Consider the following 26,078-nt stretch of genomic DNA (forward strand, 5'->3'; position numbering starts at 1 on the left):
CATTGTTCCAGAAGGCGTTCGTTTTTGGATGGATTACCTCCAGGTCGTGTTCACAACCATCAAGATAAAAATAAGCATTAAGTAATTAACTGAAATCAAAAAGTTGATTTTGGCCCATTTCTCGTTATCCTGCGTCTTCAACCCGCTAAGGGTATGGACGAACCAGACCACACTGCTTAGCAGCGACACGATCAGAAAAACAAGTCCAACGTAATCGTAGTAGTACAACAAAAATACAGCAGGGAGCAGCAGGAACACATAAGGCACCATTTGAAACTTGGTCCGTGTAATCCCCTTCACAACAGGCAAAAGCGGAAACCCCGCTGCACGATATTCCTCAACCCGCCGGATCCCGAGCGACCAGAAGTGTGGCGGCTGCCATAGAAATAACAGTGCAAACAGCAACCATGCTCCCATATCAATCTGATTGGTCACCGCACAGTAACCAATGACCGGCGGCATCGCCCCGGCTATGCCGCCAAGGGAAGTGCTCCAGGTAGAGCTGCGCTTCAGCCACATCGTATAGATCACGATATAAGCAAACCAACCAAGAAGCGAAAGCCAGCCTGACAACGGGTTGACCCAGACGTATAACACGGCGAAACCGGCAACACCCAGAATAATACCGTACCATAGCACAAAGGCGGGACGAAGATGGTTGATATACTCGATGCGTTTTTTGGTTCGCTCCATCTTCTGGTCGAGCTCTCGATCCCAGTAATTATTGATGACACATGCCGAGGCGATAACCAGAGTGGATCCAATGATGACAAGCAGCAGGGATAACCACGAGATATCCCATTTTGAAGCGACCCAGAATCCTACCGCCACCGCAAATACATTGAGCCGCAGAAGTCTGGGCTTCGTTAATGCAATCATGTCTTTAAGCATGAGAAGCCTCCTGAACTATGTAAAAACACCATTCCAATAATGATACATGTACCTCCAATGAATTACAATCTTCTTTAACATTTTGTCATAATCAAAAAAGCATTCCTCACTGTTCTGACGAACAGGAGGAATGCTTACGAAGCTCATAATGATGTTATGGGATATATTGCTGAACGATTTTTGTAACCTTACCATCCTGCACCGTAAGGTGATATGGGAATACGGACAGATCCACAATGTTTTTGTTGTCGTACAGGGATTCAAATTTGCTGAGAGCAATCGGTTCATTCCACTGAATCTCTGTTCCTTTGACCGTTCCATCGCGATCATACAGCTGCATCAGCACTTCGGCATTGCTGCTGACTTCAATCTTGTCCTGCTCCTTGCTGTCGTTGATAATATAGTATCCATCCGGAGCTCCATCTATACCCGAATCAGGGTTGCGCTGCTCGAACACTTTATCCGCTTCTTCTCCCTGATACCAACCAATCCGGTCCACGATTAAATAGAGTTTGCCATTCTCCTGCTGAAGCTCATCCACATAGGCTGTATACATCTCGGAATTGGCTGCCTGAGCTTCTTTTGCAGAAGCCTGTGAGGAACCGGCACTTTCCTCGGCATTCGCCGGTGTAAGCAAATATGTAGTAAGCACGATGATACCAAGCAACAGTGCAGCAGTACCGAGTATTTTTAATTTCCATTGTTTCGCCGCGTTCTTCATAGGCAGCATCTCTCCTTATATGAACGTTACTATTTCCTTAACCGGAAGGGTTTGTCTTCAAACGGTCATGTGAAAAATCATTTCAACTTTTACTAAAATCATCATACTTGTTTACAATCATTTAAAAGTATCAGCGAGATGAAAAATAGTTACAATAAAAAGAACCTTGAATGCCTCGCATCCAAGGTTCTCTTGTTTTTAATGAGTGTGCTGTGCAAGACGGACCAGCATATGAGCCAACATATGTCGTTCCTCTTCCTTACCTACATTCCATAGCTCCTGCAGCAATTTCTCTTCACGGTTACGCGGCTCTTCCTTCGCTGCCAGATAATCGGCTACCTTCTCGGCAATTTTCGCCATCTGCTCTTCACCCAGGCCAATGGATTCTCCCATAGCAATCCGTTTACCCAAATACTCTTTAAAGGCATCGAAGTTTTGCAGAATCTGTTCTCTTTCCTCTGGTGCAATTTTATCAATTGCATTCTCAACCTTCTCCGTTGCCACTTGACCATCTTTATGAATTACATGATTACTCTCATTCATTTTGAATTCCTCCTTGAGCTTAATATTTGGCTTGTCATCTATAATATAAACGTCTCGCTGGAGTTTAATCAGGCTATTTCTATACTTCATTTATTAACGGGTTGTTGCATCATTTGACCGCCATATGGATATACTTCCCCAAACATACAACATAGCACTCAGATAAAACAAAACATCAATTGTAAGCCAATCGATCAGCAGTCCACCGATAATTACGGCAAATCCTGATGCAGCTTATGTCCAGAAATGATAATTGCCAACCGGCTTGCCCCGCTTACCTGGCTCCGTATAGTCTGCAAGCAGCACCCGTTCACTCATTCGCTGCATGGCATTGCAGAGCCCCATGATGATCTGCAGCAGCAATACCCATATGTAGCTTGTAATCCACGGAAAAGCAATCATTGCTCCTGCCATGCCCAGCGAACTCATCATTAGCCACCGTTTTGCATACACGTCCAGCCGGGGGCCCAGCCACTGTGATGCAGCCGCTGAACTGATTGTAAAAACAGCAAAAGCAAGTCCATATTTAGAGAAGCTGTTACCGAGATTTTTAAGAAACAACAAATAATAAGGATAAATCATACCTGAAGCAAGGGTAACCATGCTCTGTGAACGGACCAACCACTTCATATTCATTTACCGTTCCCTCCGTATTGCTCCATAAAATAGTTCATAAATACATGCTCTGGATCGTACTGATCCTTTGCTGCAAAGAAAACGTCCTTATGAACGTAGGCCTGATCGAATTGATCCGCTGTGGCATATGCCTCATAGGGCAAATAATAGGTCCCTTTGAAGCGAATCACCGAATCTATGATCCTCTGCAAACTAGCCTTGAACTTACTCTGTTCATCGTCCGACAGCGAGGCATGGAATAGGCATACCAGGCCGAACATATCCTGTGTTGCATAGGATAAAACGGCTTCATCGTCTTTCGGCACATAACGAACGGTTATGTTCAGCAGATCGAGTTTCTCTTGGGAAACGATCTCCCCCATCTCCTTAACGAAAGCAGGAAAAGCATCCATAGGGATAAAATACTCCTGCAGCAAGTCGTTAGTGCCGGGCTGATGATATTCCATAAACGCTGATGGGGAAGCCATCGCATTATTCCGGCTGATCCTCGTTCCGTCCTGTGATTCGAAATATCGCTGCTGCAGTTCCCAAAACCACTCTCTGCCCCAAACCGTTCCGCGATTAAGGTTGAATATAATTTTGGCAGGCAGCACGCCAGGTTCGCGTACAGACATTTTATTATAATCCTGAAGCGAGGCCCTCGTATCCATCGCATAATTAAGAGCATACATATCGCTAAAATACCCTTTACCCGGCTGAAGTGAGATGCGGGCCAGATGCATCCGCATGTCCGGATCGCCGAGTACATTTCTACGGAAATACGTTGGGTACGCTGCGGCCTGAATTCGGTCTACGCTAAGTTGATATAATTCATCGTCCGTCAGCGTCAGTGTCACATCCAAAATCAGGCCAAAGAGTCCATATCCGCCCAGAACCAACGGAAATAGTTCCGAATTGGACGTACGACTCACTTCCCGGATCTGCCCATCAGCAGTCAGGAGACGAAAGGACTCCACGCTCTGAATCAATGATCCGTTGCGAAGCTCCCTCCCGTGGGCATTCACACTAATCGAACCTCCGACCGTAAAGATATTTTGAGACTGCATATTTTTGAGCGAAAGGCCATACGGATTGATTGCTCGCTGCACATCCGCCCATGTTGCACCGGACTGAACGGTTATCCTTTTGGCTTCCGGCTGAATGTCCAGTATACGGTTATAAGAAGTCATATCAATAATGATGCCGTCTCGGTAATAGGTGTGTCCGCCCTGACTATGACGTTGTCCTGCTATGGACACCGTCAGATGATTCTCCCTTGCATCCTTGAGCAGCTCTACAAGCTGCTGTTCCTGATGACCCTGCACGACGCGTTCTACTTTTACCGGGTGTAGGCGACTGTAATCTGTAATGAGATATGGATTCTGATCTTCTCCACCCGTTCTCCAATACGTCCAAATGCATAGAACAAGGAGCAGCAGGAGTACACTCATTTTTTTGAACACATAACGACCTCCTTCCACCCAAAACGTTTCAAACCCATTCCAGCGGTTAATCGTTTACATATACATTACAACGTTTGGAGATGTTAAGGAACACCCTAGACCTGATTGATAAGGAGGATACACATGAGTGAACCTAAAAAAGAAAAGAAAAACAAAGATCTTGAGCCAGGTGTCAATACTGTCCTACATCCTGATCCCAACAATCCTGGCCCAACAGACATGATTGAGGATGCGATTGGAGATATCGTGGACAATATTTCCGGACATCCCAAAGACAAGCCGGCAGCAAACAACCACCAAAATCAATCAAACAAATAGATTCTCAACCTATTTGCAGCTCAATTTGCTGCTCAATTTGCTGCTCAATCAAAAAGTCCTTCAACCTAAACAGGCTGAAGGACTTTTCGTATATCTATAAAAGGAAAACCTGATCGTACCTGCTTTGTCTACAACTGCTTCACTTTATTTTCCTTTTTGATCTTCTGTAACTCCTTGTGAATCCAGATAGCTGCTATAGAGCCTTCGCCCATCGCTACCGTAGCTTGCTCCGCATGAAGTCCCAAATCCCCTGCAATCCAAACATTTGGGGCTGCCTGCAAACTTCGATGATCCGCTTCAACATGCTTATTATCAGTGATAACCGCTCCAAGCTGCTCTGCAAGCTCGAAATGCACCCGGTTGCCACCAAAAGCAATAAATCCGCGTTCTGATTCATAGATCTGCCCATCTTCGGTCAGTACCCCTGTAATATATCCGTCCTCTGTTTGTTGTACTTCCTGGACCGCAGCTTCAAGATAACGCACGCCTGCCTCCTTCATGCTTCGGTGAAGCTCAGCAGAGATTGGTTTCTGTTCATGGTTGATATACAGAAGATCATTGGTACGCTCGATCAGAATCATGGCCATATTGGCACCAGCTTCTCCTGATCCCAGCAATATGGTGCGACGATCCTGAATTTCATATCCATCACAGTCCGGGCACACGTAGACTGATCTGCCCAGTGTTGGCCGGAGTCCCGGAATCGCAGGGAAACGGTCACTAAGCCCGGTTGCCAGTAGCACAGTCCTTGCTGAATATATAGTGCCAGAGGAACCCGTTAATTGAATCTGTTCCCCAATCCGTTCTGCTTTAATAATACGATCCTTTTCAAATGCAACTCCAGTCTTCTCGGCTTGCATTCTGCCTTTGGATCTTAATTCTTCACCTGATACACCCTCTGGAAATCCCAAAATATTATGATAGGTTCGGCACAGGGTTGACCTGCCTTCTCCAGCATCCACCACCAGCAGCTGATGCGAACTGTAACGTCCCAGCTGAATGGCAGCCTGAAGTCCTGCGAGCCCGCCACCTACAATGATGCAATCATATTCTCGCAACCTTCATCTCCTCCAGTCCATCCTTTTGTCTTGGTATATGTAGATCGCTTCCGATCCTTCTATACATTAAACCGCTCAATCAGACTCAAACGTCCTAGCTCTAGCTTGTACAAAAAATAAATAACCCAAACCGTCCGCATGGTTCACAGTCCGGTTTGGGCCCCTTATTCCTTAGATCCCGATAAAAATTAAAACAGATATGATTCAAAGCGAGAAGCGTTGGAGATGGCATTCCAGACATCTGCGGTTTCCCCGCCCATATACCAATAAGCCAGCCCCGCTATCTTCCGGTCTGTACTCATTCTAACTTTGGCAGTTAAGGAGCGGCTCTCCTCTGCCCAGATGTATCTTGCCAAGCCGTTACTCGAATACCCAATAACATATTGCTCCAGACTTGCATTCCACTGTCTCACAGAGCCCGCAGCATGTGCCCGTGTTCCCTGCTCCGCAAGGGTAATATCCCATGAAGTTGTTGCCGGGCTAGCCGATGACCAGTCTCTGGTGTAGAGCGGAAGCGCCAAAATAACTTTGGCACGCACAACGTCCGTAAGCATGGTATCGAGGGCATTTTCTACCCAAGGAAGTGAGGCAACCGACCCGGCTATAGGATCTCCATTCCAATGTTCTTCATATCCCATAAGAACCATGTAATCGGACACGGCGCCAAGCTTGGCATAATCGAATGCTTCGGTCCAGTCCGTACCCAGATCAGGGGATACATCCACCGAGACGACAGCACCAATCGTATGCAGCGAAGCAGCAAGCGACGTCACAAAAGCAGTCATGCCTGCCCGGTCTTCTGGCAACACGTTTTCAAAATCCACATTAATACCATCCAATTGGTATTTCTTCACATAAGCAGTAACCTGAGTCACGACCGACGTCCTGTTCGCTGAACTGGATAACATCTGGTGCGTCATCGCAGCATCAGAACGGTTGCCAAGCAGAGGCCAAACTTCCCGATTGGTTGACGATGCCCATGTGAGCAGCGTAGCGTCTGTATGATCTGTAATCTGCATGCTGCTGTTCAAAAAGAACCACCGGGGAACCAGAGTATTCACCTCGGATTGTTCAACCTGCTTCTTGAATTCGGCTGTAGTGGAGTTATACTGCCAGCCCAGCTGTATTCCCAAGGAATCAGCATTCCCAAGCTGCTGCGACCATTCTTTCTTTTGTAAAATCGCATCCAGCATCACAGCAGCTTCCTCGCGAGTCACCTGATCCTGCGGTCGGAATAAACCATCACTACCACGCATCAGGCCGAGCTGATATACCTTCTGTACATAAGGCTTCGCCCATACCGAAATATCCGATGCATCAACATAAGTTGTAGATAAAAGTCCTGTAGAACCGGACGTCTGTTTCAGCATTCTCACAAGCAGGGCAGCCGCCTCTTCTCTCGTTATGGAAGCGTTCGGTTGAAACGTTCCCTGCCCTTTCCCCTCCAGAATGGAAAGGTTGGTCATTGCAGAGACATTGCCGTAATACCAAGCTGTGGTACGGGTATCACTGTATGGACTAATATTATTTTTAACAGGTTTCAGGCCGAGCAATCGAACTGCAAAAGTCGCAAATTCAGCTCGTGTCACGGCCTTCTTGGGCTCAAACCTGGTTTCAGACGTTCCGGCAGCAATACCCTCGCTCACCAAATGAGTTATCGCTTCTTTCGCATAACTGGTGCTAATATCCTGGAACTGCTGTTTAGACACTGCTGCTTCCACCGAGATGGGGAAGAATGGTACCAGTACAAGTATACAGAGAGCAACAAACAAGACTGTTGCCACTTGTCGACCAGCACGTTTCTCTATTCTATTGTTCACATCAAAAAGCCTCGCTTCATTGGAGTACGATCTTACTCATCGTATCAAATTGAAGCGAGGCCGTATGTGTTTAAATGTTGGAAATCCGCCTAAAAGTTATTACTTTATTTGTGTACTTTAACACGTTCTTCAATCGGCTGGAATTCTTTCTCGCCTGGTGTTGCTGTTGGCTTACCAAATGGCATTTGAGCGATCAGTCTCCAGTGTTCTGGAATATTCCATTCTTGTTTCACTTTCTCATCAATCAGTGGGTTGTAGTGCTGCAGGGAAGCTCCAAGACCTTCCTGCTCGAGTGCTGTCCAGATCACGAGCTGCAGCATGCCGTTGGATTGATTAGCCCAGATTGGGAAATTATCCGCATAGGCTGCAAAATTTTGTTGAAGTTGTGCAATGACATTGTTGTCTTCGAAGAACAATATTGTACCGTATCCGCTGCGGAATCCGGCCATTTTCTCAGCTGTGGATTTGAAGGCTTCTGCATCCCCAACCACTTCACGCAGGATTTCTTCTGTGTGGTTCCACAGTTTATCATGTTGTTCACCAAGCAAAACCACTGCACGGGAAGTTTGTGAGTTAAACGAAGTTGGCGTATACTTTACGGCTTCTTCAACGATTTCTTGAATTTTCGCATCCGAGATTGTGGATTCCTTGCTGATTCCGTAATAGGATCTTCTGTTTTTCAAAGCGTCAAAGAAAGATTTAGACATAACGATTCGCCTCCACATTGGTTTAATATCAAGATTTTTAAAACTAACATTAGTAACTATAATATAGTAACATACATTAGTCAACAAACTATTTTAATCTCACTGAATATCCAAATAGGCAAAATCAATCTTGATTCGTCTCCCGATAATCCGCACGGTATTTCTCTTCAGTCGAAGAGTTGCTCTTGGTTTGATCCTTATTTTTCTCTTCCTGCTGTTCCATATTCAGATCCTCCAAGGGAATGGGGTCCACGGTCTGCTCTTCTTCATACTGGTCAAGCAAACTTTCCTTCTCCGTCGGGAATTGTTCAGGATTATCGTGCGCATGTGCCTTATTCGATTCTTTATTCTGACCTGGAATCTGATTTTTCATTCTTAAACGCCTCCTCTGGTTTCATTACCCTTTCTTTACCTTTTCTGCCTGTCTTCTAAACACAACAAAAAGACCACCCCGAGGATTTGGGCAGCCTTTAATCTCAGTATTTAAGCAGCAACATCTTCAAAACTTAACTTTGCTTCAAAAATAATATGCTGCGCATCAGCTCCTGATCGTCCGCGAATCCAGATAACGCCATCTATCGCTTCTGTTCGTTCCACAACCAGTTCTTCCTGCATTCGAATTTCCCGGTGATACGATATCTGCATGCCTGTCAGACGAGCAGCAAGCTCTTCAGCCGTAAGTGCGTCACAGCACACATCGGCATATCTCGCATTATTCATATGACCGTTGCTGTCCGTGCTGCTGTATCGAACGATCAGACGGTAGTCTTCCTGTGTCTCCAATCCTGAAGGAAGCATCACTTTCTCCGGGGGTTCACCCAGCGATAATTCAGGATGTGACTTGACTTCAAAAGGCAGTGCTGCTGGTCTGAGGAGCTTTCGTTTCTCCAGATCAACAAGCGCCCAGGAAGTACGTGCCTCTGCGATATGATTCCCCTCTGTATCGGTAAGAACATAATCCCTCAGCCACATGACTCCTTTATTGCCTTTATGCCAGGTCTGGAGACTGACTTCTTCCTCCAATCGAGCTTGGCGGAATAGGGTCAAATCCGTCGTGATTAACATCCAGCCCAACCCCTGATCCAGCATTTCCGATACGGTAATACCCATCCGCGCCAGATCGCGGTCTGCTGCAAGCTGCATATGTTCCAGCAATGCAGAAGGCCTGTATAATGACTTATAGTCTGATTCGGATGACCCAATTCGGTACTGAAATGCATAAGGTAATTCCGTTGTCATTCGTTAAAACCTCCTTCGGTTCGCACCAATTGTGTGTATTGATAAAATTGATAAGAGTAATATCATGCCGCATTCATCACTGGGTCTTGTGTAAGCGAGTACGATACAAGTCAGGGGCACAGCCCACGTTTTGTTTGAATATGCGGCTGAAATGTGACAAACGCTTAAACCCCGACAACCGACTTGCCTCAGTAACCGAAATATCAGGTTGAAACTGAAATAGCAGTTTGGCCTGATTGATACGGCGGTCATACAGATACTTGAATATAGTGCTGCCTGTCATTTCTTTGAACAACCCCGCCAAGTAAGGCTTGGATAAATGAAGCTCGTTCGCGAGATCATCCAGACCGATATCCTGCATATAATGCGTATCTACATAACCCATGATGTGCTGGACATGACGCTCCTTATCCGATGAAGGGCGATGATCCACCACGATCCCATGGCAAATACCAGCCACAAAATATAACAGGTCGCACAAACGTGCTGTCATTCGTTCCTGTTTGAAATCACCCGAATGGACGGATAGCTGATCCAGGTTCAGCAGCAGGGATTCGAATTCCGCACGGATGTCACCCGTCAGATTGATTCGGCAGTTTCGGAGCTCATCAAAAGGCATAAGTACCTCGCTGATTCGATCGGGATGAAGGCTGCTGCGAATAAGTGATGGATCAAAGTGCAGTGTTGTGCGTTCATATAATCCGCCAGGTACCGGATGAGCCCGGTGAAGCGTCATCCCATGCATTAGAATGAGGTCTCCTGGTTCCAGGCTGTATACACGGTCGCCTATAATATAGGTGCACTCTCCGGCATGAAAATAATAGACCTCATAGTGCGGATGAGAATGGAATCCGTCTGACGCCCCACTGAAAAAAGTGCGCGTTGAACGATAACTGTATTCCAGCGGTGCATTAAACTGATGCATACGTGTCATTTTGAGCGCCCCCTATGGGAGAGGTTTTCTTATCTAGCATAGAAGCCATGAACGTACCGCTGTTCACGGTTCAACTCATGGCCTCTTCTAAATCTCTATAATTACAACAGCTGCTCAATGCTAGCCTGAACTTCATCCATGGAATCCACCGGTTCGAAGCGTTTAACGACTTGCCCTTCGGCATTAATCAGGAACTTCGTGAAGTTCCACTTGATTGCATCACCGTGCAGCCATTCAGGCGCCTTATCCGCGACCATTAACTTCAGCAGCTTGGCTTGCACATCGGACTCGTCAAACCCGGCGAAAGGCCCTGATTTTTTCAGAAAGTCATACAGGGGATGTGCCGTGTCTCCATTTACGTCCATTTTGGAGAACATGGGGAATTTCACTCCATAATTAATCTGGCAGAACGAAGCCGCTTCTTCACTGCTTCCAGGCTCCTGTTCAGCAAATTGATTGCACGGAAAACCGATAACCTGAAGGCCTTGATCCTTATACTTATCGTACAGCTTCTGGATATCATCAAACTGATGCGTATATTTGCATTTGCTTGCCGTATTCACAATCAGCACGGGCTTTCCTTCGTATTGATAGAGCGGGAATCGTTCTCCGCTAGTTTTGGTAACTGTAAAATCATAGATTGTTGCCATAGATTGGTGCACCTCGTTGTTATGTAGTATGTAGAATGATACGTGTCCTCTATTATATACGAAATGGTCTCTGCTGTATTAAAAAAGTATGGACCCCATCATTTCAGTACTACCTTAACGGATAGACCAGTTGAATCGGTTCTTGGATTAGTGTCTCTTGGAACAGATCATTATGATCGGCTCCTACAATACACAGAATTCTCTTATCCGGATTCGAATCAATTGTGTTTTTCACCCGCTGAATCATAATTTGATTACGCACGACCCAGCGAATGTTGTGAGCTGTTGGATTGATCTGGTTTAACCATTCATATTTCAGACGGGTCATCTCATCAAACTCCACTGAATTGAAGGGTATGTTTCCCGCTGCATGTGTACTCATTTGTTTCAAAAACCATTCATCGTCGATCCGCTGTAATTCTTCACGCTTCTCTTCGGAATAACCTCCAAATGGATCGAAATGATTCCACACATCTAGTTCAAACCAGTCAATGGGTACAAATTCAATCTGGTTTTCCTCACATAATGGAAATATGGGCTCCCAATATTCGCTTGCCGGCTCTCCCCAATATCCCTTATTATTGCGGTCCTTGAGGTATTTCTGCCAGCTTAACGGGTGTACTTCTCCGCATATGATATCCGGCTTAAATTCAGTAATAAGAGATTCATATAGGGCGAGTGAACAATGATATGTTTCTCTCAATTCCGGATTATGAATGGTTCCGAGTATACCTACAACCGTCATTTTCTTCACCTTCCTCTAACAAAATAAGCAGCCCGTGGAGGCTGCGTTATAACCTTCTGAAGCATGTGCCATATGAAAATAACCCATACCTTTTTCATAGAAAAAAAGTTAAAACTGACCTGTTGCAAGCATACGCTCTCTGGTAATAGGAATGAGAGATAACACAACCTCTTGAGCTGCGCTATAATCATTACTGGATAAGGCGTGCAGCGTATCCCGATTAATCCCGATCGCACTGTAATGTTTGATATGTGGAGTTCGCTTGAAGCGGACGATGGAATACATGTAGAGTTTATCCCGAAAGGAATCAAATGTGTTCAGCATGACACCATTGTTCAAGGATTCTACGATCTCCCGCATGAAAAGAAAATGATGCTCGGTGTATAAAGGATAATCATTCCTTTTCTCGGCGGTTCGCTGAGCCTCCACATGAGCTGCGAGTGATTCCAGATTTAAATAGATCTCTCGGTTCGGATTTTTCATCATTTCAAAAGAATAAAAAAGCATGGATTGTATCTGTTCGATTAGATCTAGAAATTCTTTCCCGCCGACATCCTTAACCAAGACACCGCGATTTTTGAGAGCAGTTACATAACCTTCGGATTCAAGACGAGCAATGGCATGACGAATTGGGGTACGGCTCATCTGGTACTCCTCGGCCAACTCGTTCTCCGATAGCAGGGTTTCGGGCATTAATTCTCCGCAGACCATTCGCTCACGCAGCATCATATATGCTGTATCGACAAGCGATATTTTGTTCATATCATAATCCCTTTCTCCCATTGATGAGGACTTCACTTGAATTTTAACGCAATCTACACATTTCACCCTATATTACCAGTCTTAGGAGAAGTTACGCAACCAGACGGAGGCAAGAAGGAGTCCGAGCACTGTATTCCAGTGTCTGGACTCCATTTTATTAAACCAGATATTTGTTTTGAAGAGCTGTCCTTTGCTCTGAGGTAATGCCTAGTCCCTCTGAAAGATATAGCTCGAAAGACCCGTAGTTTTCATCGATTGCTTCGAGTGCAGCCTGGATGAAGGCCGCTTTCATCATTTCCGGAATCGCTCCCTGTAGTTCAGGCATTTGATCCATATATTTCTGATAATCCTTGTTGTTTCCGGATAGGAAACGCTGCATGAGACCTTCCACCGCGAGATTCGTCAGCTCATAGTCTTCAATAACTACTTCTCGAGGCACACCCAGGGTGAGAAGAATCAAGGCACATACAACTCCGGTTCGGTCTTTGCCAGCGGCACAGTGGAATAAGGAAGTATCCCGCTCTTCTTGTAATAGTTCATTTAGAATGAGTGCACATTTCTCCGTATTTAAAATCATGGCTTTGTAGCCTGCATGCAGATCATGTCCGATCTTCTGCATTTCCTCCGGACTTGCTTCCGCCATAAAGGGAATATTCGTATTGATCTCATGGCCAATGGCTGGACTTGGACGGCTGGCTACTTCAAAATCGCTGCGCAGATCACAAATCCAGTCAATGCCAAGCGCAGCTGCCGTTTGCAGGTCCTGCTCACTAAGCTCATGCAGATCAGCAGATCGCAGCAGCATGCCCCAACGGGTCGTACGACCATCTTCTGTAAGGTAACCACCCATATCCCGGAAATTAATTACGCCATCCGTGTAGATCATGCGGTCGTTAATGGTGGACACCGACCCATCCGTGAATTTCACATGATAATAGTTGCGGCCAGGAGACACCGTTCTCGTAAATACCGCTCCTGCCGGGTCAATCTGTATATCTAGCAGCGTGCAGTTGGATTCAATAAATTCCGGACTCACAGAATGGTAAACTGCCTCCACCTCCATGGACTCTGCCATATTCCAGGCTAATGCTATCCCGTTATTCTCGCTATACTTAGCCTGAACCTGAGGGCCTTGTTTTAAAAGTGAATTAGATGTTGACATTGTGCTTCCTCCTCCAAATGGTACTCATTATATGATTTTATATGAATCAGTTCTGACGTGTTTTTAGCTTCATTTTGTATCGGTTTGCCACAAACTCCACGCTGAATACCATGACGAAAACGACCAATCCCACAAATAAAGCCGCTGCAAAGTTATAGGATTTCATGGCATGAGTCATCTCATATCCAATACCTCCTGCGCCAACCGCACCAAGAATTGTGGATTCGGCAATGCCGCCTTCCAGCTGCAGCACACACCAGGCGATAAAGGCTGTTTTCACCGTAGGCAAAATACCCTGCATGACAATCTGCAGCCAGCTGGCACCGGTAGACTGCATTGCTTCGAGTACGCCCTTGTCGATCTCCTCCAGTGACTGGGCAAATACTTTGACAAGCATACCTGCCGCAGACACAGCGATCGCAAGCACTCCGGGAAGCGGTCCAAGACCCACAGACACGATAAAGATGAGAGCCCACACGATAGTGGGAATCGCACGAAGCAAGGAAGCAGCGCTTCGAATGATCCAGGCAACGAACGGATGAGGCGTCAAATTGCTTGCAGCCAAAAAGGAGAGAAAGAACGCTACGACTATCCCCAGCACCGATCCAAGAATGGCCACCTGCAATGATTCTACAGCTGCTAGCAGGACATGCCGCCAGGCGGAGAAATCAGGTGGAAACATGGTTCCCATGTAACCGCCGAGTTTCGTAAAGCCTTGGGCAATCTTGGCATAATCGAACTGCAGCTGGACGAGACTGAATACAAAAAGCACAGCAATAAGCGGCAGACCGATCACTAACAGCTTGTTCCTCTTCGGCTTGGGTGGCTCTGGCATGGAAGTATACAGCGTAAAAGATGGCTTCACTTCGTTCATTTGCATACTCATATGATTCGCTCCCTTACGCGATTGGTGATCGTTTCCACAACAAGAACGATAACGAGCACAAGCAGCACGACCATGCTGGCTTCCTGATACTGAAACAGCTTCAGCTTGGATTGCAGGATAAATCCGAGGCCACCGCCTCCAACCATACCTACAATCGTGGATGCGCGTACGTTGATTTCGAAGTTGTACAAGCTCCAGCCGATAAACCCGGGAAGGAATTGTGGAAATACGGCTTGGGACAACACTTGAAAATAACTTCCGCCGGCAGCACGAACCGCTTCTACCTGCCCCATATCAATCTCTTCAAGCACCTCGGCAAAGGAACGTGTCAGCATACCGATCGAGATCAGGATCAGTGACATTGTACCGACTACAGCACCCAGTCCAAACGCTGCAACAAGCAGTATCGTCCAGATAATGACCGGAATGTTACGAAACAGCGATGTAGCTGCACGAACAAATACCTGAAGGTAAGGGTGCGGGCTTGTTGTGGCTGCGGCTAAAAAGGATAACATTCCTGCTACAACCGACCCGATGACCATCGCTACCACGCTCATATACAGAGTCTGCAGAGCAGGTTCAATGAGCTGGGAAAGTGTAGAAAGATCAGGTGGAAGAAAATCGAAAAAGATAAATCGGAAGCTCTCTCCTATCCCTGCAAATAAAGCACCTAATGAAAACTCTGCGCCGATGGAAGACCAGATGATGAGAGCGAGCAGCACAATAACAAACAATATCGTCTGGGTGCGTTTCATTTTTCGGGCAGATTGCAACTGAGCCGCATTCATGTCAGGCTGTCTCCTTCACTTGGGGATTGGTCTGGTTGTAAATGAGCCGGATCATATCTTCCGTCAGTTCTTCAGGTGTTCCGTCAAAGACCTTGGACCCTTTATGAATGCCGATGATACGGGTTGCATATTTCTTCGCGATATCCACCTGATGCAGATTGCACAGACAGGCAATGCCTTCCTCTTTGCAGATCGTATACAGGTAATGCATGATCGTCTCCGAGGAAGCAGGGTCGAGACTCGCTATCGGTTCATCTGCCAATATCAAATCCGGCTTCTGCGAAAGCGCTCGTGCAATGCCTACTCTCTGCTGCTGACCTCCACTGAGTTCATCTGCCCTCTTGTACATCTGTTCATGTAAACCAACACGGTGGAGCATAACCTTGGCTGCCTCTGTATCAGCTTTGGAGTAGAGACCCAGTGCGCCTTTGAGCGGATTCATGTAGCCTAATCGTCCATGCAGCACGTTATGAAGAACGGATACGCGAGTGACCAGGTTATATCCCTGAAAAATCATACCCATATGGCGTCGAAGTTCCCGGAGCTTTTTCCCCTTGATGCCCATGGTTTCACTGCCTTTGAACAGAATCTTTCCGTTTGTCGGCTCGATCATTCGGTTCAGGCTTCGCAGCAAAGTGCTCTTCCCGGCGCCGCTCGGTCCAATGACGACAACAAACTCTCCGGCATTAATCGTCAGGTTCAAGTTATCAAGTGCTTTGGTTCCGTCAGGATATACCTTGGACAACCCTTCCACCTGTAAAAGTGTCATATTATTTCCTCCTTATCTTTCACGTTTGAATTCTATTTCTTGAGCAGTTCCTCTGGGGACATATCCAGTGCTTTGGCGACTTCCCGGATTGGATCAAAATCACTGTCGCTGCCTTCTACAAAACGGGCTGCGCCTACACTGTCGAGGAATTTAGGGTTTTTCGTATCATAGTCCAGCATGAGCTCACGCAGCTGTGTAACCAATTCTTCTGGCAAGTCTTGACGGTAAAGCAGTGGAGCCCCACCGACGATCGGATCCGATTCGGCAATCACGCGGAAATCTTCCTCTTTAACAAGTCCGGATTCAGCCATCATCGGCACCATGAGACTTGACGTACCAATCGCATCCGCATTGCCGTTGGCCAGTGCAAGCAGTGATTTGTCATGTCCACCGGAGAACGCTACACTGCCGAAGAAGGAATCCAGCTCCTTATTGGAAAGACCCAGCTCTTTCATCAATGTGGCACGTGGGTACAAATTGCCGGAGGTCGATGCCGGATCAGCAAACAAAAAATCTTTTCCTTTAAGGTCCTTTACACTTTGATATGGAGAGTCTTTACGCACGAGGATGACCGTATTCGATTGTTGATCACTTCAGAACGAACAAGCAGCTTGGCATTGGCCCGTTCCGTAGCGATGATGTAACCAAACGGCCCGATCAGTCCAATTTCGATTTTACCTGCACGCAGGGCTTCGATAACCATGTTATAATCTTCAGCTACAAAAATTTCAGCAGGGATACCGGTTGCTTCCGTAATATCTGTTGCTAGCTGTTCCTGGGAACGGTTCATCTCGCCCTCTTCGCTTGGCATAATTCCGATGCGGATGACTTCGGGCATTCCACCTTCACTCGAGCTTGAGCTAGCTGAGGCCCCGCATCCCGACAGGATGACAAGCATAAATACAAGCGAGAGGATCAAGCTTTGATAACTTTTGCGTTTACTATTTTTCACAATGTATACCCTCCTGAAATGTGGTTGATTCCATACCGAAATCTCTGGTACACAAGTAGGATACAAGTTGAATGTAAGAAGAATGATTTGGTAAATCACCGAATTTGTAAAACATTCTAGGGTATTAGTAGTCATAAAATTGAATAAACATACTAAATTATGGGCCGAACCATTATCTTCAGGGAGAATATTTGTTGGTTTCTGAATGGAAGGAGACGTGCTGATTTATTCATATCGGAGGGATCAATTTAACAAAAATGAAGCAGAAAATGAACCGATGCATCATGTACCGTCAATGTCTGCTCGTTCATTTTAATGATGCGAAATAAAGCTGTGAAATTTCTATCTTCTGTTTACAACCCTGAGGATCATAAGCTCCGTTTATTCCTCTTCTTTTTTTACAATTCCATAATAGATCAGACTTTCGTATTGGCCCTCTTTCTTTACATGATCTATGAGGACACCTTCCTGAACCATACCTATCTTTTGAAGAATTTTTCCAGACGCCGGATTAGAGGCAAAGTGTCGTCCATATACTTTATGAAATCTCTTCACATGAAAGGCAAAGTGCAATATCGCTTGTGAAGCTTCTGTCGCATAACCCATCCCCCAATACGCCTCACCGATCCAATAAGCCATTTCGCCATGATTATACCGATGATCATAAGATAAGGCTATCGCGCCATATAGTGTTCCTGTTGCCCTATCGCAAATCGCAAATTCATAGTGTTTCTCTTTCTCGAAATTCTGTCGGTGATGCTGAATCCAGGATAACGCACAATCCAATGTGTAGGGATAGGGTAACGTAAGTGTGCTTTTATAAATATTGTAGTTGTTACACAGCTCAGTGACGGTGGCAGCATCGGATTCCTCGAACAATCTCAGGCACAGCCTCTTCGTAGTCAACGTTTGTTGAATGTCATCATACTGCATGAGGGCCCCTCCTTTCCATTGATGCTTAGCTTTTGATTCTCTTCACAACAACTATGGATGGATTAACTCCAGTTTTTTGTTATCCGTTAAGATGATCAGTTTATGATGGTATGGTTGCAATCTTTTTTCAAACTCAACTCGATTTCGCTCAAAATCCCTTGTCCATTTGTACATCATTTTTAACATCTGTACATCAGCTGTGTAATGACTCTTTTCAATGCCTAGATTTTGTTTGATAAATCGCAATAAGATTCTCGTTTTTCTTTTCCACAAGGGTGTATCCAAAAAGATAATGGTATCTGCCATGTCCCATAAGCATCGGTAAGATGCCCGATCCGTTCCATCGAATATCCATGCTCCGTGACGATCAATGTCCTGAATCACCGCAATTTGCTCATCCGGTGTTCGTTTATTTCTTCCATGAGGTGTCTCATGATGGACGATCGTATCCAGCTCATACCACGGTATATTTATCTTTTGAGAGATTTCCTTAGCCAATGTCGTTTTGCCGCTTGCCACAATACCCAGAATTAGAATCTTTTTCATTTAAAATCTCTCCTACGAATTACGCTCTAAGGACCGTGCCGAACGAAATTTTCATACTGGGTGCATACGTTAGCCAGGACTCCTGATTGAATCTCTTGGAAAACGTTAATTCAGCTTCATACTGCTCGCTTGTTTCCTCAGGCTGCATTTCTCTATTCACTAAGTTGTCTAAGATCTCATCGGAATCACCAGGTTCCTGTCCAATTCCTGTCCAATTCCTGTCCCAATAGTATTCATAGATGATCTCATACTCCCCTTTGGTGTGTAGAATGCTGTGTATAAAGTTTATTTACCGTTCCCTTAAATCATCCGGAAGTCTTACCATGAATCGATCCTGGTTTCTATGGAATTGATACTGTTCGTATAGTTCATGTGCATCTAATGTTCCGAGTAATCCCATTACATTTTTGAAGCGGTCCGATTGTGTGATTACTTCAATGAGTTTTTTCCCCAGGCCCTGTCCCCTATAATCTTCATGGATAAACACATCACAAAGCTAGAACATGGTAGCCTCGTCTGTTACCACCCTCGCAAATCCCACTTGAATCTCCGCTTTGTAGATTCCATAACATATGGAAGAATGGATGGATTTCTCAATGATTTCCTCTGAGCGCTTGTTCGCCCAGTAGCTCCTTGCAAGAAAGCATTTTACCGTAGGGAGGTCAATCTTCTCTTGGTTATCGCTAATAAGATATTCTCCATATACGAAATTCATTGTCCCATCTCCTTCGGATATGTTTCTCTCTTCCTACAATAATTTTCTCCCTAAAAATAATGCCACTCTGTGATCTTTACAAATCGTTCCGCCTGATCTATCAATTGAATTTTTTATCTTATTTAATAAGATATCTTTTTGTTCATTAGGAAGCTGTCTATGCTTCGAATTCGTGTTAAGCAATGCAACGTAGTCGTCGCTTGAATATGTAAGGAATTGACTATATTCTCTAACCATTATATTTGTAAAGATTCCTGTCTCCTCCGTGATTGCTCTTCTTTCATCGATGGTTTCTTCGGGGGTTTGGAACGTTGAATCGTCTAGATGTGGTGCAAGTTCTTTATAGTGAGATCGTATTTCGTTATGGAGCTCATCAAACATGGGCACATGTATAGTCCAAAAAAAGGCAGTCGAACCCGAACTCTCAAGAAGTTCCCATACTTTTCGATAACCAAACTTGGGTTCGATAAAATGAAACGCTGTGCCTGAAATGGCTAACTTAAAAGGACTCCCTTCACCGTTCCATTCTTCAAAGGAGCTATTAATCACCTTGATCGTTTCATAGGATTTAAATTTCTCTGCAGTGAACTGGGCCAATCTATCACCATATTCAATACAGGTAATTTGTTTGTAATCTCTTTCGACCATTCCTCCCGTGGCTTGGCCTGTCCCGCAACCAATCTCCAGAATTTTATCTTCTCTATCCAGATTTGAATAATCAAATATATCGTTATACATTTCATTTGGGTAGGTAGGTCTATATTTTTCATATTCATTTGCAATTGAATTAAACGTCTCTTTATTCTCCAATTCAATAACCTCCTACGATTCTAATTTAATATTCATCTGCATGACTGAAGTGAATGGCAAGTATACTCAAAATTGTTGGCTCATCCATTCCTCTCTTAATAATCCCATACGGATCGAATCATAGTATGTATTATTGTAAAAGCGGCACTTCCGAAGTCTTCCTTCCAGCTGCATGCCCAGTTTCTCTGCGACCTTCATCATCCTTTCATTTCCTGACCATGTTGTTAATCCTACTCGGACTATAGGTAGCTTATTGAACAAATAGTCGATCCACATCTTCAAAACAGCCGTTCCATATCCACCATTCCAATACTTTGGTTTATATATGACGATCCCCACTTCCATCCAATTGGACGGTTTGTGCTCCCAATAATAATTCACTGTGCCTACGATCTCATCATTAATTTGAATGATCATTCTATGAGCGGGCTCACCGTCTTCTAGCATTTCCTTACTCGTATATTCTTGAAACACAGTATAACTGACATGCTCCAACGGAAAATAAGGTGCGTCCCACTTTTTCCACTCGGGTTGTTCATCTTCATATATCAGCTCGTAGAGCTCAGGGATATCTTCGTGCTCTATCTCCCTAATTAGAACGTTATGATTTAACACCATGGTTTCGCTTATGATCATAGAGGGTTTAACTCCTTTTCTTTTTCGATGTATTAGTTCTATGTTCAGTTAATTGTGCAGTGGTGTTCGTATAATCGAACAATATATATCACCCTTCTTTTTAATCCATCTCATGACTTCATTGTCTGTACCGCTATTACTTTCATGAAGATCCAGCTTTCACATCTATAATTCCAATTCATATTTAAGCTGTTTTTTGGTATTACCTCCGATTACTTCAACCTTTTCTTCTGTTTCTATAAATCCACACTTCTCATAGAACCCTTTTCCTATATCATTGTCTTTCGCTACCCAGGCAAATAGATGCTTTATCGGTGCTAACACTTGAATATATCTCTGAATGAAGCCTGTTCCAATTCCCAGCTTGTGATACTCTGGCCGTATATAGATTCGGGTTAATTCATACTCTTCTTCATGAACTTGAGTTGTTTGAGCAAATCCAGCGATGACGTTGTTATATTCCGCTATTAAAAACTTTCGTTTGGAACTTTGCTGGTCTCTCTCTACAGAACGACTTAAGTTCTCAGTCGAATAAGCAACATTTAGAAAGTTATGAATGTAATCTTTGGAGTAAATGTCCCCATAAGTAAACATCCACGTATCGCGAGCAATAGATTGGATATGAGAGATATCCTCGTCCGTAACAAATCGATATGTAATCATGTGGTCACCTTTCTTCCGTTAAAATTGTAACTTACACGGAAATTCATGAGTTACACGGTTTCTTCTTTTCGGTATATCTCGAACTTGTATGCCTCCCACTCCTGCCTAAGTTCATCCCAGTTCATAATTCTCCATGGATTAAAAAATGTCTGACCATTTTTATTAAAGAATACATTGTGGCTAATATGGTAGGATGCATGCTGGACCATTCCACCTTCGTTCACCCAAACGACAACATCGCCATGATGTAATTCTTCAGTGTTTATAATAGAATAGTTAGCTCTATTTAATCCTTCCAAAAATGTTTCGGGATGAACCCACTCATGGATGATCCATTCTTGTTGATTTACAGCAAATAATGTTGCAGACAAGCAATTGCCACCTGAAAGTAAAGGAAAAGTATTCGCATACACTCTTAAATGAGGCGGTGCCGATTCAGGCAATTCAACACATGTCCAATCATCCCATTTGGATGCGTATTCAATTAGTAAATTTTCTTTGATCTCATAAGGGAGTGTTCGCCATATCTCCCGATGCAGCACGATATACTGCTCCTCCTGACCCTGTACTAAATACTCCTCCGGAAAAGAATAATTACTGCAGAAAGGCGTAAGCGGCAAAATTAAGCCTCTGTTTAACTCGAATTGAATATGATTGATTTGCTTTTGTACATTCCTAGATAGATTGGCAAACCATTCAGAATTACTTATAACAACATATTGAACTTCATTTGATAAATTCCAATACTCGAAACTGTTTACCAGTTGAATTTGCTTATAAGAAGCGTGGTTAAAGAATTCTTCCTTAGGGATAATTAAAGTACGGCTAAGAGAATCAGCTATTAGCGATAAGTCCTCTTCTTTAAGAAACAGAAATTCTCTTACTGGTACATATATCTCCAACCAATGATCAATCACTCCATTTGGTGGTTCTATCTTTATTTTCATTTTTCTCTCCTCCGATAACTTCCCGGAAAGCCGGAAACGAGCAGCACAAATCCGATAAAAAAGAGGAAGTAGACAAGCCAGCCTGATCCATTGTCATTCAGTGATACAATCTCTCTTGGATTGCCACCGGACGCATAACCTGCTTCCACAATTGCTGCAGAAAGTCTTACGGAGATTCGCTCTACGGTTACCAAACCTACACTTCCCAACATTAGCGCCGCACCTAGTATCTTATTCGTATTATTCATAAGTTAGCACTCCTATTCAGCAAATTCTGCAATATCTCATTATCCTCATTAAGGACGATTACACTTGCAGAAACGATAAATTTCATAAAAATCTCTCCTTGTGTTTGATGTACTTACGACTCTCAATTCTAAAAAACACCCTTCTAATCTATGTAATCATATTTACTATTATTTTTAACAACTCACTAACTTCATCCATGATAACCCATATAATGCCATTTGCGAAGCCGTCTAATAAAAAAAGCAGCCTGGCTGCAGGCTGCCCACTCAACATTGAAGATGACTCATAAACTATAGATTCACTTGAATAACCTTTACTTCGCGCCGGTGCTCCAGACAACTCTTTCACTCATGGCTTTATGCTGGGCAATCAGGCTAAGCTCTGCTGCCTTAAATGCATGTTCCTGTGTCATAGCCGTCTCCGTCCGCTCCAGACAATCCCGGATGAGATCTCCGAAGAACGGATAGCCGACCTGTCCTTTGACACTGTAGCGGTATTCACCTTCATGGTTAACCAGATAGACCTGATCTCCCACCCGCTCTCTCGCGACATCGATGTATTTCCGCAATTCAATGTACCCGTCTGTTCCCAAGATTACAGTACGCCCATCTCCCCATGTTCCGAGACCGTCCGGTGTGAACCAGTCTACCCGTAAGTAACCCGATGCCCCATTGTTTCCAATGAGCGACGCTTCGCCGAAGTCCTCCAGTTCAGGGAATTGTGGATGATGGAAGTTATGCACCCGGCTGAACGCCACTTCCGCATCCGTACATGAGGCGAACGTGAGGAACTGTTCAATCTGATGACTTCCAATGTCACAGAGGATACCGCCATATTTATCATGTTGGAAAAACCACTCTGGCCGTCCTGGAGCATTCAATCGATGCGGCCCTGTTCCCATCACCTGCACAACCTTACCGATGGCTCCTTGCTCAATCAGCTGCCCGGCATAGATTGCACTTTCGACATGCAGGCGCTCACTATAATAAACCATGTATTTCTTCCCGGTCCGTTTAACTTCTTCCCTTGCCTTAGATAATTGGTCCAATGTAGTGAATGGGGCTTTGTCCGTAAAATAATCCTTGCCTGACGCCAAAACCCTCATGCCTAGTGGCGCACGTTCCGAAGTAATGGCTGCTCCGGCCACTAACAGCACCTGATCATCTGCCAGCACTTGTTCTTCCGAAGCTGCGACCTGTGCTTGTGGGAACTGTTTGCGAAATGCCTCCACTTTGGCAGGATCCGGATCATATACCCACTTAAGGGTTGCCCCTGCTTCCAATAAACCTCCAACCATACCATAGATATGCCCATGATCGAGTGCAACAGCAGCAATAGTGAACTCACCTGGTCCGCATACCACCTCTTTTTTCACACTTTTGGGTGCATAAAACATTCCATCCTTAGCCACGTCATCTCCACCTTTTTCATTAGATTCAAGTACAACGCTTGATATAAACTGTCTACTTAAATGTTTGCGTCAGGTCCGCAGGCTGGCTGCTGCTGTAACTTTTGTCTTTCTTGGTGTTCGAACTGGCAATACGCTCCTGCAAATGTTCATAAAATAACTCCTCATCGATGGGCAGCTCAACCCAATTGTCCGTCCAGGTCGAGAGAAGCATTGCATTAGACAAGGTTAATCCGTGTATACCTTCTTCTCCTGGAGCAATGAGCGTGGCACCTGTTCGGATGGCGTCAATCCAGTTTCGAATCAGTCCTGGGTGGCCGGATTCTGTACCTGTAATCGGAACTTCACACTTCCAGCATTCCGGCTGTCCAAAACCTCCGGTAAACCGTTTATTAAATTCAGGCTCGGATTCCCGAAGGCGCCAGAAGGTCAGCTGACCATCCTCAATCACGATTTTACCGCGGTCTCCGTTGACCTCGAATCGGTTGGTACCTGGAGCTTCACCCGTAGTTGTTACAAATACGCCTGTTGCTCCGTTTGCGTACTCCACATAAGCTGTCACATCATCTTCCACTTCAATATCCCGGTACTTGCCAAACGAACAGAATGCACGCATTCGCACAGGCATCATGCCGACAGTCCACTGCCACAGATCAAGCTGGTGAGGATCCTGATTGATCAGCACGCCGCCTCCTTCACCTGCCCAGGTTGCCCGCCAGCCGCCGGAGTCATAGTAGCTCTGGGATCGGTACCAATTCGTGATGATCCAGTTCGTGCGTCTTACTTCCCCGAGTTCTCCTGAAGCAATAAGATCTCTCAGTTTGATATATAGAGGATTGGTCCGCTGATTGTACATCATGGAAAACACTTTGCCGCTGGCTGCAGCAGCTTCATTCATCTTGCGCACCTGTTTGGTGTAAACACCGGCAGGTTTCTCGATCATGACATGCAAACCGTGCTGAAAAGCCTGGATTGCCTGCTCAGGGTGATCATAATGAGGTGTTGCAATAATGACCGCATCTATAGTGCCGGATGCCATCATCTGCTCCGCATCCTGCCAGTAACTGACCGAAGCCGGGAAATGACTGGCCACCCAGCTCTCCATTTCCTTTCGGACATCACATACGGCTACCAACTCCGCACCAGGCACATCTCCGGCAATCAGGGTTCTGGCATGTGCGGCACCCATGTTTCCAATGCCAATTACGGCTACTCGAATCAAACTCATACCTGTACCTCCTCTTCCAGACGACGCCCAATTTCGCCGAATACCTCAGCAAAATGCTGCAACATCGCTTGGGAATTAAACTCTCCACTGAAATCTTCAATACCGTAGTATCCGTCATATCCCACTGATTTCAGATCACGGAACACTTGCATCCAATCCACGATACCTTCAGTCAGCGGTGACCATTGACATCTCCATTTCGTGGATACAGAACTCTCCGCACTCTCTCCGTTTTGTTCCTCCTTATACCAAGCTGCATTCTTCACATGAACGTGGGCAAGGTAAGGACCCAGCAGCTCCAGTCCCATTCGATAATTTTCATATCCTTCGTGTACCATGTTGCCTGGATCATACAACACGCCAACATGCTGGGCATCCAGCGACTGCACCAGTCGGTAGGCCAGTGAAGCGGTTGGAGCGATCGTCTGGTGATGCGTCTCTACCACGGCTTTAACATGATACTGCTGAGCCATCTCCTGCACTTCGGATAAATACCTAACGGCTTGGCTGTACAGCTCGGGATAACTGGTACTCCGATCATATCCCGGCACACCCACACGCATCATGGATGCACCCAGATCAGCCGCTGCCTGAAACGCCTGCTCGGTCGATTGAAGATCTCCACAGCTCAGATACGGTACCAGCGCAATGGAACGTCGACCATGTTTTGCAGTTGCTTCACGAAAACCAGGGACCTGTTCCTCCCATTTGGCCGGATCAATTGAACTCCGGTTATGCCTCCAAAAAGAGGGTTCCTCCGTACGTGCGTCTTCCGGTATTCCGCGGAACCTCCACTCGATTCCGTCGATACCTGCTGATGCTGCCGCTGCAGCGAGTTCTTCTGCGTTCAGGTCAGGCGTCGCTACAGTAAATACAGACAGTTTCATCTTGGTCATCTCCTTATGTAAACGTATTCAAAA

33 protein-coding genes are annotated in these 26,078 nt (G+C 45.2%); 1 reads left to right on the forward strand and 32 read right to left on the reverse strand.

Features of this window, described 5'->3' with window-relative positions; all coding sequences use genetic code 11:
• Positions 1–33: 33 nt before the first annotated feature.
• The 5 genes from cyoE to GUA98_RS01355 all read right to left on the reverse strand — a co-directional run bounded on the left by cyoE (position 34) and on the right by GUA98_RS01355 (position 4,233).
• On the reverse strand, positions 34–891 hold the full coding sequence (gene cyoE, locus GUA98_RS01335; RefSeq protein ID WP_193721854.1) for a heme o synthase: 858 nt from the start codon (positions 889–891) through the stop codon (positions 34–36).
• A 154-nt stretch (positions 892–1,045) separates the two neighbouring features.
• Positions 1,046–1,612, reverse strand: a complete 567-nt coding sequence (locus GUA98_RS01340; protein WP_193721855.1) for a hypothetical protein — start codon at positions 1,610–1,612, stop codon at positions 1,046–1,048.
• 198 nt (positions 1,613–1,810) lie between these two features.
• Positions 1,811–2,155: a DUF3243 domain-containing protein gene (locus tag GUA98_RS01345; protein WP_095287616.1), complete on the reverse strand. Its 345-nt coding sequence runs from the start codon at positions 2,153–2,155 to the stop codon at positions 1,811–1,813.
• 234 nt (positions 2,156–2,389) lie between these two features.
• Positions 2,390–2,791, reverse strand: a complete 402-nt coding sequence (locus GUA98_RS01350; protein ID WP_227779348.1) for an MFS transporter — start codon at positions 2,789–2,791, stop codon at positions 2,390–2,392.
• Positions 2,788–4,233 (reverse strand): FAD-binding oxidoreductase, encoded by a 1,446-nt coding sequence (locus GUA98_RS01355; protein ID WP_321573821.1) that lies wholly within the window; start codon positions 4,231–4,233, stop codon positions 2,788–2,790. Before GUA98_RS01355 ends, GUA98_RS01350 begins: the two co-directional genes overlap by 4 nt.
• A 123-nt stretch (positions 4,234–4,356) precedes the next feature.
• Between GUA98_RS01355 and GUA98_RS01360 the strand changes: the two genes are divergently transcribed.
• Complete coding sequence (locus tag GUA98_RS01360; protein ID WP_193721856.1) at positions 4,357–4,551, forward strand: hypothetical protein; 195 nt, start codon at positions 4,357–4,359, stop codon at positions 4,549–4,551.
• A 128-nt stretch (positions 4,552–4,679) separates the two neighbouring features.
• Here GUA98_RS01360 and GUA98_RS01365 read toward each other — a convergent pair whose 3' ends face one another.
• The 27 genes from GUA98_RS01365 to GUA98_RS01490 all read right to left on the reverse strand — a co-directional run bounded on the left by GUA98_RS01365 (position 4,680) and on the right by GUA98_RS01490 (position 26,045).
• Positions 4,680–5,609 carry an NAD(P)/FAD-dependent oxidoreductase gene (locus GUA98_RS01365; protein WP_193721857.1) on the reverse strand — a complete coding sequence of 310 codons (930 nt, stop codon included), beginning with the start codon at positions 5,607–5,609 and terminating at the stop codon, positions 4,680–4,682.
• 188 nt (positions 5,610–5,797) lie between these two features.
• Positions 5,798–7,429 (reverse strand): S-layer homology domain-containing protein, encoded by a 1,632-nt coding sequence (locus GUA98_RS01370; RefSeq protein ID WP_321573822.1) that lies wholly within the window; start codon positions 7,427–7,429, stop codon positions 5,798–5,800.
• A 104-nt stretch (positions 7,430–7,533) separates the two neighbouring features.
• Positions 7,534–8,136 (reverse strand): nitroreductase family protein, encoded by a 603-nt coding sequence (locus GUA98_RS01375; RefSeq protein WP_153978099.1) that lies wholly within the window; start codon positions 8,134–8,136, stop codon positions 7,534–7,536.
• A gap of 124 nt (positions 8,137–8,260) precedes the next feature.
• The gene (locus GUA98_RS01380; RefSeq protein ID WP_153978098.1) at positions 8,261–8,509 is read right to left on the reverse strand and encodes a hypothetical protein; all 249 of its coding nucleotides are present in this window, start codon (positions 8,507–8,509) and stop codon (positions 8,261–8,263) included.
• Between the two features lie 110 nt (positions 8,510–8,619).
• Positions 8,620–9,375 carry an acyl-[acyl-carrier-protein] thioesterase gene (locus GUA98_RS01385; protein ID WP_193721858.1) on the reverse strand — a complete coding sequence of 252 codons (756 nt, stop codon included), beginning with the start codon at positions 9,373–9,375 and terminating at the stop codon, positions 8,620–8,622.
• A gap of 76 nt (positions 9,376–9,451) precedes the next feature.
• Positions 9,452–10,309 (reverse strand): AraC family transcriptional regulator, encoded by an 858-nt coding sequence (locus tag GUA98_RS01390; RefSeq protein WP_193721859.1) that lies wholly within the window; start codon positions 10,307–10,309, stop codon positions 9,452–9,454.
• A gap of 101 nt (positions 10,310–10,410) precedes the next feature.
• Positions 10,411–10,959, reverse strand: a complete 549-nt coding sequence (locus GUA98_RS01395) for a glutathione peroxidase (protein WP_127536166.1) — start codon at positions 10,957–10,959, stop codon at positions 10,411–10,413.
• Positions 10,960–11,068: 109 nt separating this feature from the next.
• Positions 11,069–11,704: a hypothetical protein gene (locus GUA98_RS01400; RefSeq protein WP_193721860.1), complete on the reverse strand. Its 636-nt coding sequence runs from the start codon at positions 11,702–11,704 to the stop codon at positions 11,069–11,071.
• A gap of 108 nt (positions 11,705–11,812) precedes the next feature.
• Positions 11,813–12,466 (reverse strand): GntR family transcriptional regulator, encoded by a 654-nt coding sequence (locus GUA98_RS01405; protein WP_193721861.1) that lies wholly within the window; start codon positions 12,464–12,466, stop codon positions 11,813–11,815.
• Positions 12,467–12,623: 157 nt separating this feature from the next.
• Positions 12,624–13,628: a tyrosine-protein phosphatase gene (locus GUA98_RS01410; RefSeq protein ID WP_193721862.1), complete on the reverse strand. Its 1,005-nt coding sequence runs from the start codon at positions 13,626–13,628 to the stop codon at positions 12,624–12,626.
• Between the two features lie 46 nt (positions 13,629–13,674).
• The gene (gene phnE, locus GUA98_RS01415) at positions 13,675–14,514 is read right to left on the reverse strand and encodes a phosphonate ABC transporter, permease protein PhnE (RefSeq protein WP_193721863.1); all 840 of its coding nucleotides are present in this window, start codon (positions 14,512–14,514) and stop codon (positions 13,675–13,677) included.
• Positions 14,511–15,302 (reverse strand): phosphonate ABC transporter, permease protein PhnE, encoded by a 792-nt coding sequence (gene phnE, locus GUA98_RS01420; protein WP_193721864.1) that lies wholly within the window; start codon positions 15,300–15,302, stop codon positions 14,511–14,513. Before phnE (GUA98_RS01420) ends, phnE (GUA98_RS01415) begins: the two co-directional genes overlap by 4 nt.
• A gap of 1 nt (position 15,303) precedes the next feature.
• Positions 15,304–16,071, reverse strand: a complete 768-nt coding sequence (gene phnC / locus GUA98_RS01425; protein WP_193721865.1) for a phosphonate ABC transporter ATP-binding protein — start codon at positions 16,069–16,071, stop codon at positions 15,304–15,306.
• Positions 16,072–16,103: 32 nt separating this feature from the next.
• Positions 16,104–16,634, reverse strand: a complete 531-nt coding sequence (phnD, locus tag GUA98_RS29910) for a phosphate/phosphite/phosphonate ABC transporter substrate-binding protein (RefSeq protein ID WP_193721866.1) — start codon at positions 16,632–16,634, stop codon at positions 16,104–16,106.
• Positions 16,604–17,023 carry a PhnD/SsuA/transferrin family substrate-binding protein gene (locus tag GUA98_RS30115; protein ID WP_193721867.1) on the reverse strand — a complete coding sequence of 140 codons (420 nt, stop codon included), beginning with the start codon at positions 17,021–17,023 and terminating at the stop codon, positions 16,604–16,606. Before GUA98_RS30115 ends, phnD begins: the two co-directional genes overlap by 31 nt.
• Before the next feature lie 381 nt (positions 17,024–17,404).
• A complete protein-coding gene (locus tag GUA98_RS01440; RefSeq protein ID WP_193721868.1) occupies positions 17,405–17,956 on the reverse strand; it encodes a GNAT family N-acetyltransferase in 552 nt (183 codons plus the stop codon).
• Between the two features lie 51 nt (positions 17,957–18,007).
• A complete protein-coding gene (locus GUA98_RS01445) occupies positions 18,008–18,502 on the reverse strand; it encodes a hypothetical protein (protein ID WP_193721869.1) in 495 nt (164 codons plus the stop codon).
• Between the two features lie 289 nt (positions 18,503–18,791).
• Positions 18,792–18,989: a GNAT family N-acetyltransferase gene (locus tag GUA98_RS30120; RefSeq protein WP_321573823.1), complete on the reverse strand. Its 198-nt coding sequence runs from the start codon at positions 18,987–18,989 to the stop codon at positions 18,792–18,794.
• Between the two features lie 9 nt (positions 18,990–18,998).
• Positions 18,999–19,217: a hypothetical protein gene (locus tag GUA98_RS30125; RefSeq protein WP_321573824.1), complete on the reverse strand. Its 219-nt coding sequence runs from the start codon at positions 19,215–19,217 to the stop codon at positions 18,999–19,001.
• 33 nt (positions 19,218–19,250) lie between these two features.
• Entirely contained in the window at positions 19,251–20,027 is a 777-nt protein-coding gene (locus GUA98_RS01455) for a class I SAM-dependent methyltransferase (protein WP_193721870.1), read from the reverse strand.
• A gap of 66 nt (positions 20,028–20,093) precedes the next feature.
• Positions 20,094–20,657, reverse strand: a complete 564-nt coding sequence (locus GUA98_RS01460) for a GNAT family N-acetyltransferase (protein ID WP_415752990.1) — start codon at positions 20,655–20,657, stop codon at positions 20,094–20,096.
• Between the two features lie 171 nt (positions 20,658–20,828).
• On the reverse strand, positions 20,829–21,326 hold the full coding sequence (locus GUA98_RS01465; protein ID WP_193721872.1) for a GNAT family N-acetyltransferase: 498 nt from the start codon (positions 21,324–21,326) through the stop codon (positions 20,829–20,831).
• Between the two features lie 50 nt (positions 21,327–21,376).
• Positions 21,377–22,273 (reverse strand): hypothetical protein, encoded by an 897-nt coding sequence (locus GUA98_RS01470; protein ID WP_193721873.1) that lies wholly within the window; start codon positions 22,271–22,273, stop codon positions 21,377–21,379.
• On the reverse strand, positions 22,270–22,521 hold the full coding sequence (locus tag GUA98_RS01475; protein ID WP_153978082.1) for a hypothetical protein: 252 nt from the start codon (positions 22,519–22,521) through the stop codon (positions 22,270–22,272). Before GUA98_RS01475 ends, GUA98_RS01470 begins: the two co-directional genes overlap by 4 nt.
• A gap of 314 nt (positions 22,522–22,835) precedes the next feature.
• Positions 22,836–23,918, reverse strand: coding sequence for a Gfo/Idh/MocA family protein (locus tag GUA98_RS01480; RefSeq protein ID WP_193722232.1), 1,083 nt, complete (start codon positions 23,916–23,918; stop codon positions 22,836–22,838).
• A 67-nt stretch (positions 23,919–23,985) separates the two neighbouring features.
• Positions 23,986–25,158 (reverse strand): Gfo/Idh/MocA family protein, encoded by a 1,173-nt coding sequence (locus tag GUA98_RS01485; RefSeq protein WP_193721874.1) that lies wholly within the window; start codon positions 25,156–25,158, stop codon positions 23,986–23,988.
• Positions 25,155–26,045: a sugar phosphate isomerase/epimerase family protein gene (locus tag GUA98_RS01490; RefSeq protein WP_193721875.1), complete on the reverse strand. Its 891-nt coding sequence runs from the start codon at positions 26,043–26,045 to the stop codon at positions 25,155–25,157. The genes GUA98_RS01485 and GUA98_RS01490 overlap by 4 nt, the downstream gene beginning before the upstream one ends.
• Between the last annotated feature and the right edge of the window lie 33 nt (positions 26,046–26,078).

This window comes from Paenibacillus sp. P13VS (genome assembly GCF_015143645.1).
Classification (GTDB): Bacteria; Bacillota; Bacilli; order Paenibacillales; family Paenibacillaceae; genus Paenibacillus; species Paenibacillus xylanilyticus_A.

Excerpts from the sequence above, each read along its gene's own strand:
- GUA98_RS01410 (WP_193721862.1), bottom strand. The coding sequence starts at position 13,628 with ATGTCAACATCTAATTCACTTTTAAAACAAGGCCCTCAGGTTCAGGCT.
- GUA98_RS01390 (WP_193721859.1), bottom strand. The coding sequence starts at position 10,309 with ATGACACGTATGCATCAGTTTAATGCACCGCTGGAATACAGTTATCGT.
- GUA98_RS01360 (WP_193721856.1), top strand. The coding sequence starts at position 4,357 with ATGAGTGAACCTAAAAAAGAAAAGAAAAACAAAGATCTTGAGCCAGGT.
- GUA98_RS01485 (WP_193721874.1), bottom strand. The coding sequence starts at position 25,158 with ATGAGTTTGATTCGAGTAGCCGTAATTGGCATTGGAAACATGGGTGCC.
- phnE (WP_193721863.1), bottom strand. The coding sequence starts at position 14,514 with ATGAGTATGCAAATGAACGAAGTGAAGCCATCTTTTACGCTGTATACT.
- GUA98_RS01475 (WP_153978082.1), bottom strand. The coding sequence starts at position 22,521 with ATGAATAATACGAATAAGATACTAGGTGCGGCGCTAATGTTGGGAAGT.
- GUA98_RS01445 (WP_193721869.1), bottom strand. The coding sequence starts at position 18,502 with ATGAAAAAGATTCTAATTCTGGGTATTGTGGCAAGCGGCAAAACGACA.
- GUA98_RS01490 (WP_193721875.1), bottom strand. The coding sequence starts at position 26,045 with ATGAAACTGTCTGTATTTACTGTAGCGACGCCTGACCTGAACGCAGAA.
- GUA98_RS01375 (WP_153978099.1), bottom strand. The coding sequence starts at position 8,136 with ATGTCTAAATCTTTCTTTGACGCTTTGAAAAACAGAAGATCCTATTAC.
- GUA98_RS01380 (WP_153978098.1), bottom strand. The coding sequence starts at position 8,509 with ATGAAAAATCAGATTCCAGGTCAGAATAAAGAATCGAATAAGGCACAT.
- GUA98_RS01465 (WP_193721872.1), bottom strand. The coding sequence starts at position 21,326 with ATGATTACATATCGATTTGTTACGGACGAGGATATCTCTCATATCCAA.
- phnE (WP_193721864.1), bottom strand. The coding sequence starts at position 15,302 with ATGAATGCGGCTCAGTTGCAATCTGCCCGAAAAATGAAACGCACCCAG.
- GUA98_RS01470 (WP_193721873.1), bottom strand. The coding sequence starts at position 22,273 with ATGAAAATAAAGATAGAACCACCAAATGGAGTGATTGATCATTGGTTG.
- GUA98_RS01440 (WP_193721868.1), bottom strand. The coding sequence starts at position 17,956 with ATGCAGTATGATGACATTCAACAAACGTTGACTACGAAGAGGCTGTGC.
- GUA98_RS01400 (WP_193721860.1), bottom strand. The coding sequence starts at position 11,704 with ATGACGGTTGTAGGTATACTCGGAACCATTCATAATCCGGAATTGAGA.
- phnC (WP_193721865.1), bottom strand. The coding sequence starts at position 16,071 with ATGACACTTTTACAGGTGGAAGGGTTGTCCAAGGTATATCCTGACGGA.
- cyoE (WP_193721854.1), bottom strand. The coding sequence starts at position 891 with ATGCTTAAAGACATGATTGCATTAACGAAGCCCAGACTTCTGCGGCTC.
- GUA98_RS01480 (WP_193722232.1), bottom strand. The coding sequence starts at position 23,918 with ATGTTTTATGCACCCAAAAGTGTGAAAAAAGAGGTGGTATGCGGACCA.
- GUA98_RS01345 (WP_095287616.1), bottom strand. The coding sequence starts at position 2,155 with ATGAATGAGAGTAATCATGTAATTCATAAAGATGGTCAAGTGGCAACG.
- GUA98_RS01340 (WP_193721855.1), bottom strand. The coding sequence starts at position 1,612 with ATGAAGAACGCGGCGAAACAATGGAAATTAAAAATACTCGGTACTGCT.
- GUA98_RS01385 (WP_193721858.1), bottom strand. The coding sequence starts at position 9,375 with ATGACAACGGAATTACCTTATGCATTTCAGTACCGAATTGGGTCATCC.
- GUA98_RS30125 (WP_321573824.1), bottom strand. The coding sequence starts at position 19,217 with ATGAATTTCGTATATGGAGAATATCTTATTAGCGATAACCAAGAGAAG.
- GUA98_RS01395 (WP_127536166.1), bottom strand. The coding sequence starts at position 10,959 with ATGGCAACAATCTATGATTTTACAGTTACCAAAACTAGCGGAGAACGA.
- GUA98_RS01350 (WP_227779348.1), bottom strand. The coding sequence starts at position 2,791 with ATGAATATGAAGTGGTTGGTCCGTTCACAGAGCATGGTTACCCTTGCT.
- GUA98_RS01405 (WP_193721861.1), bottom strand. The coding sequence starts at position 12,466 with ATGAACAAAATATCGCTTGTCGATACAGCATATATGATGCTGCGTGAG.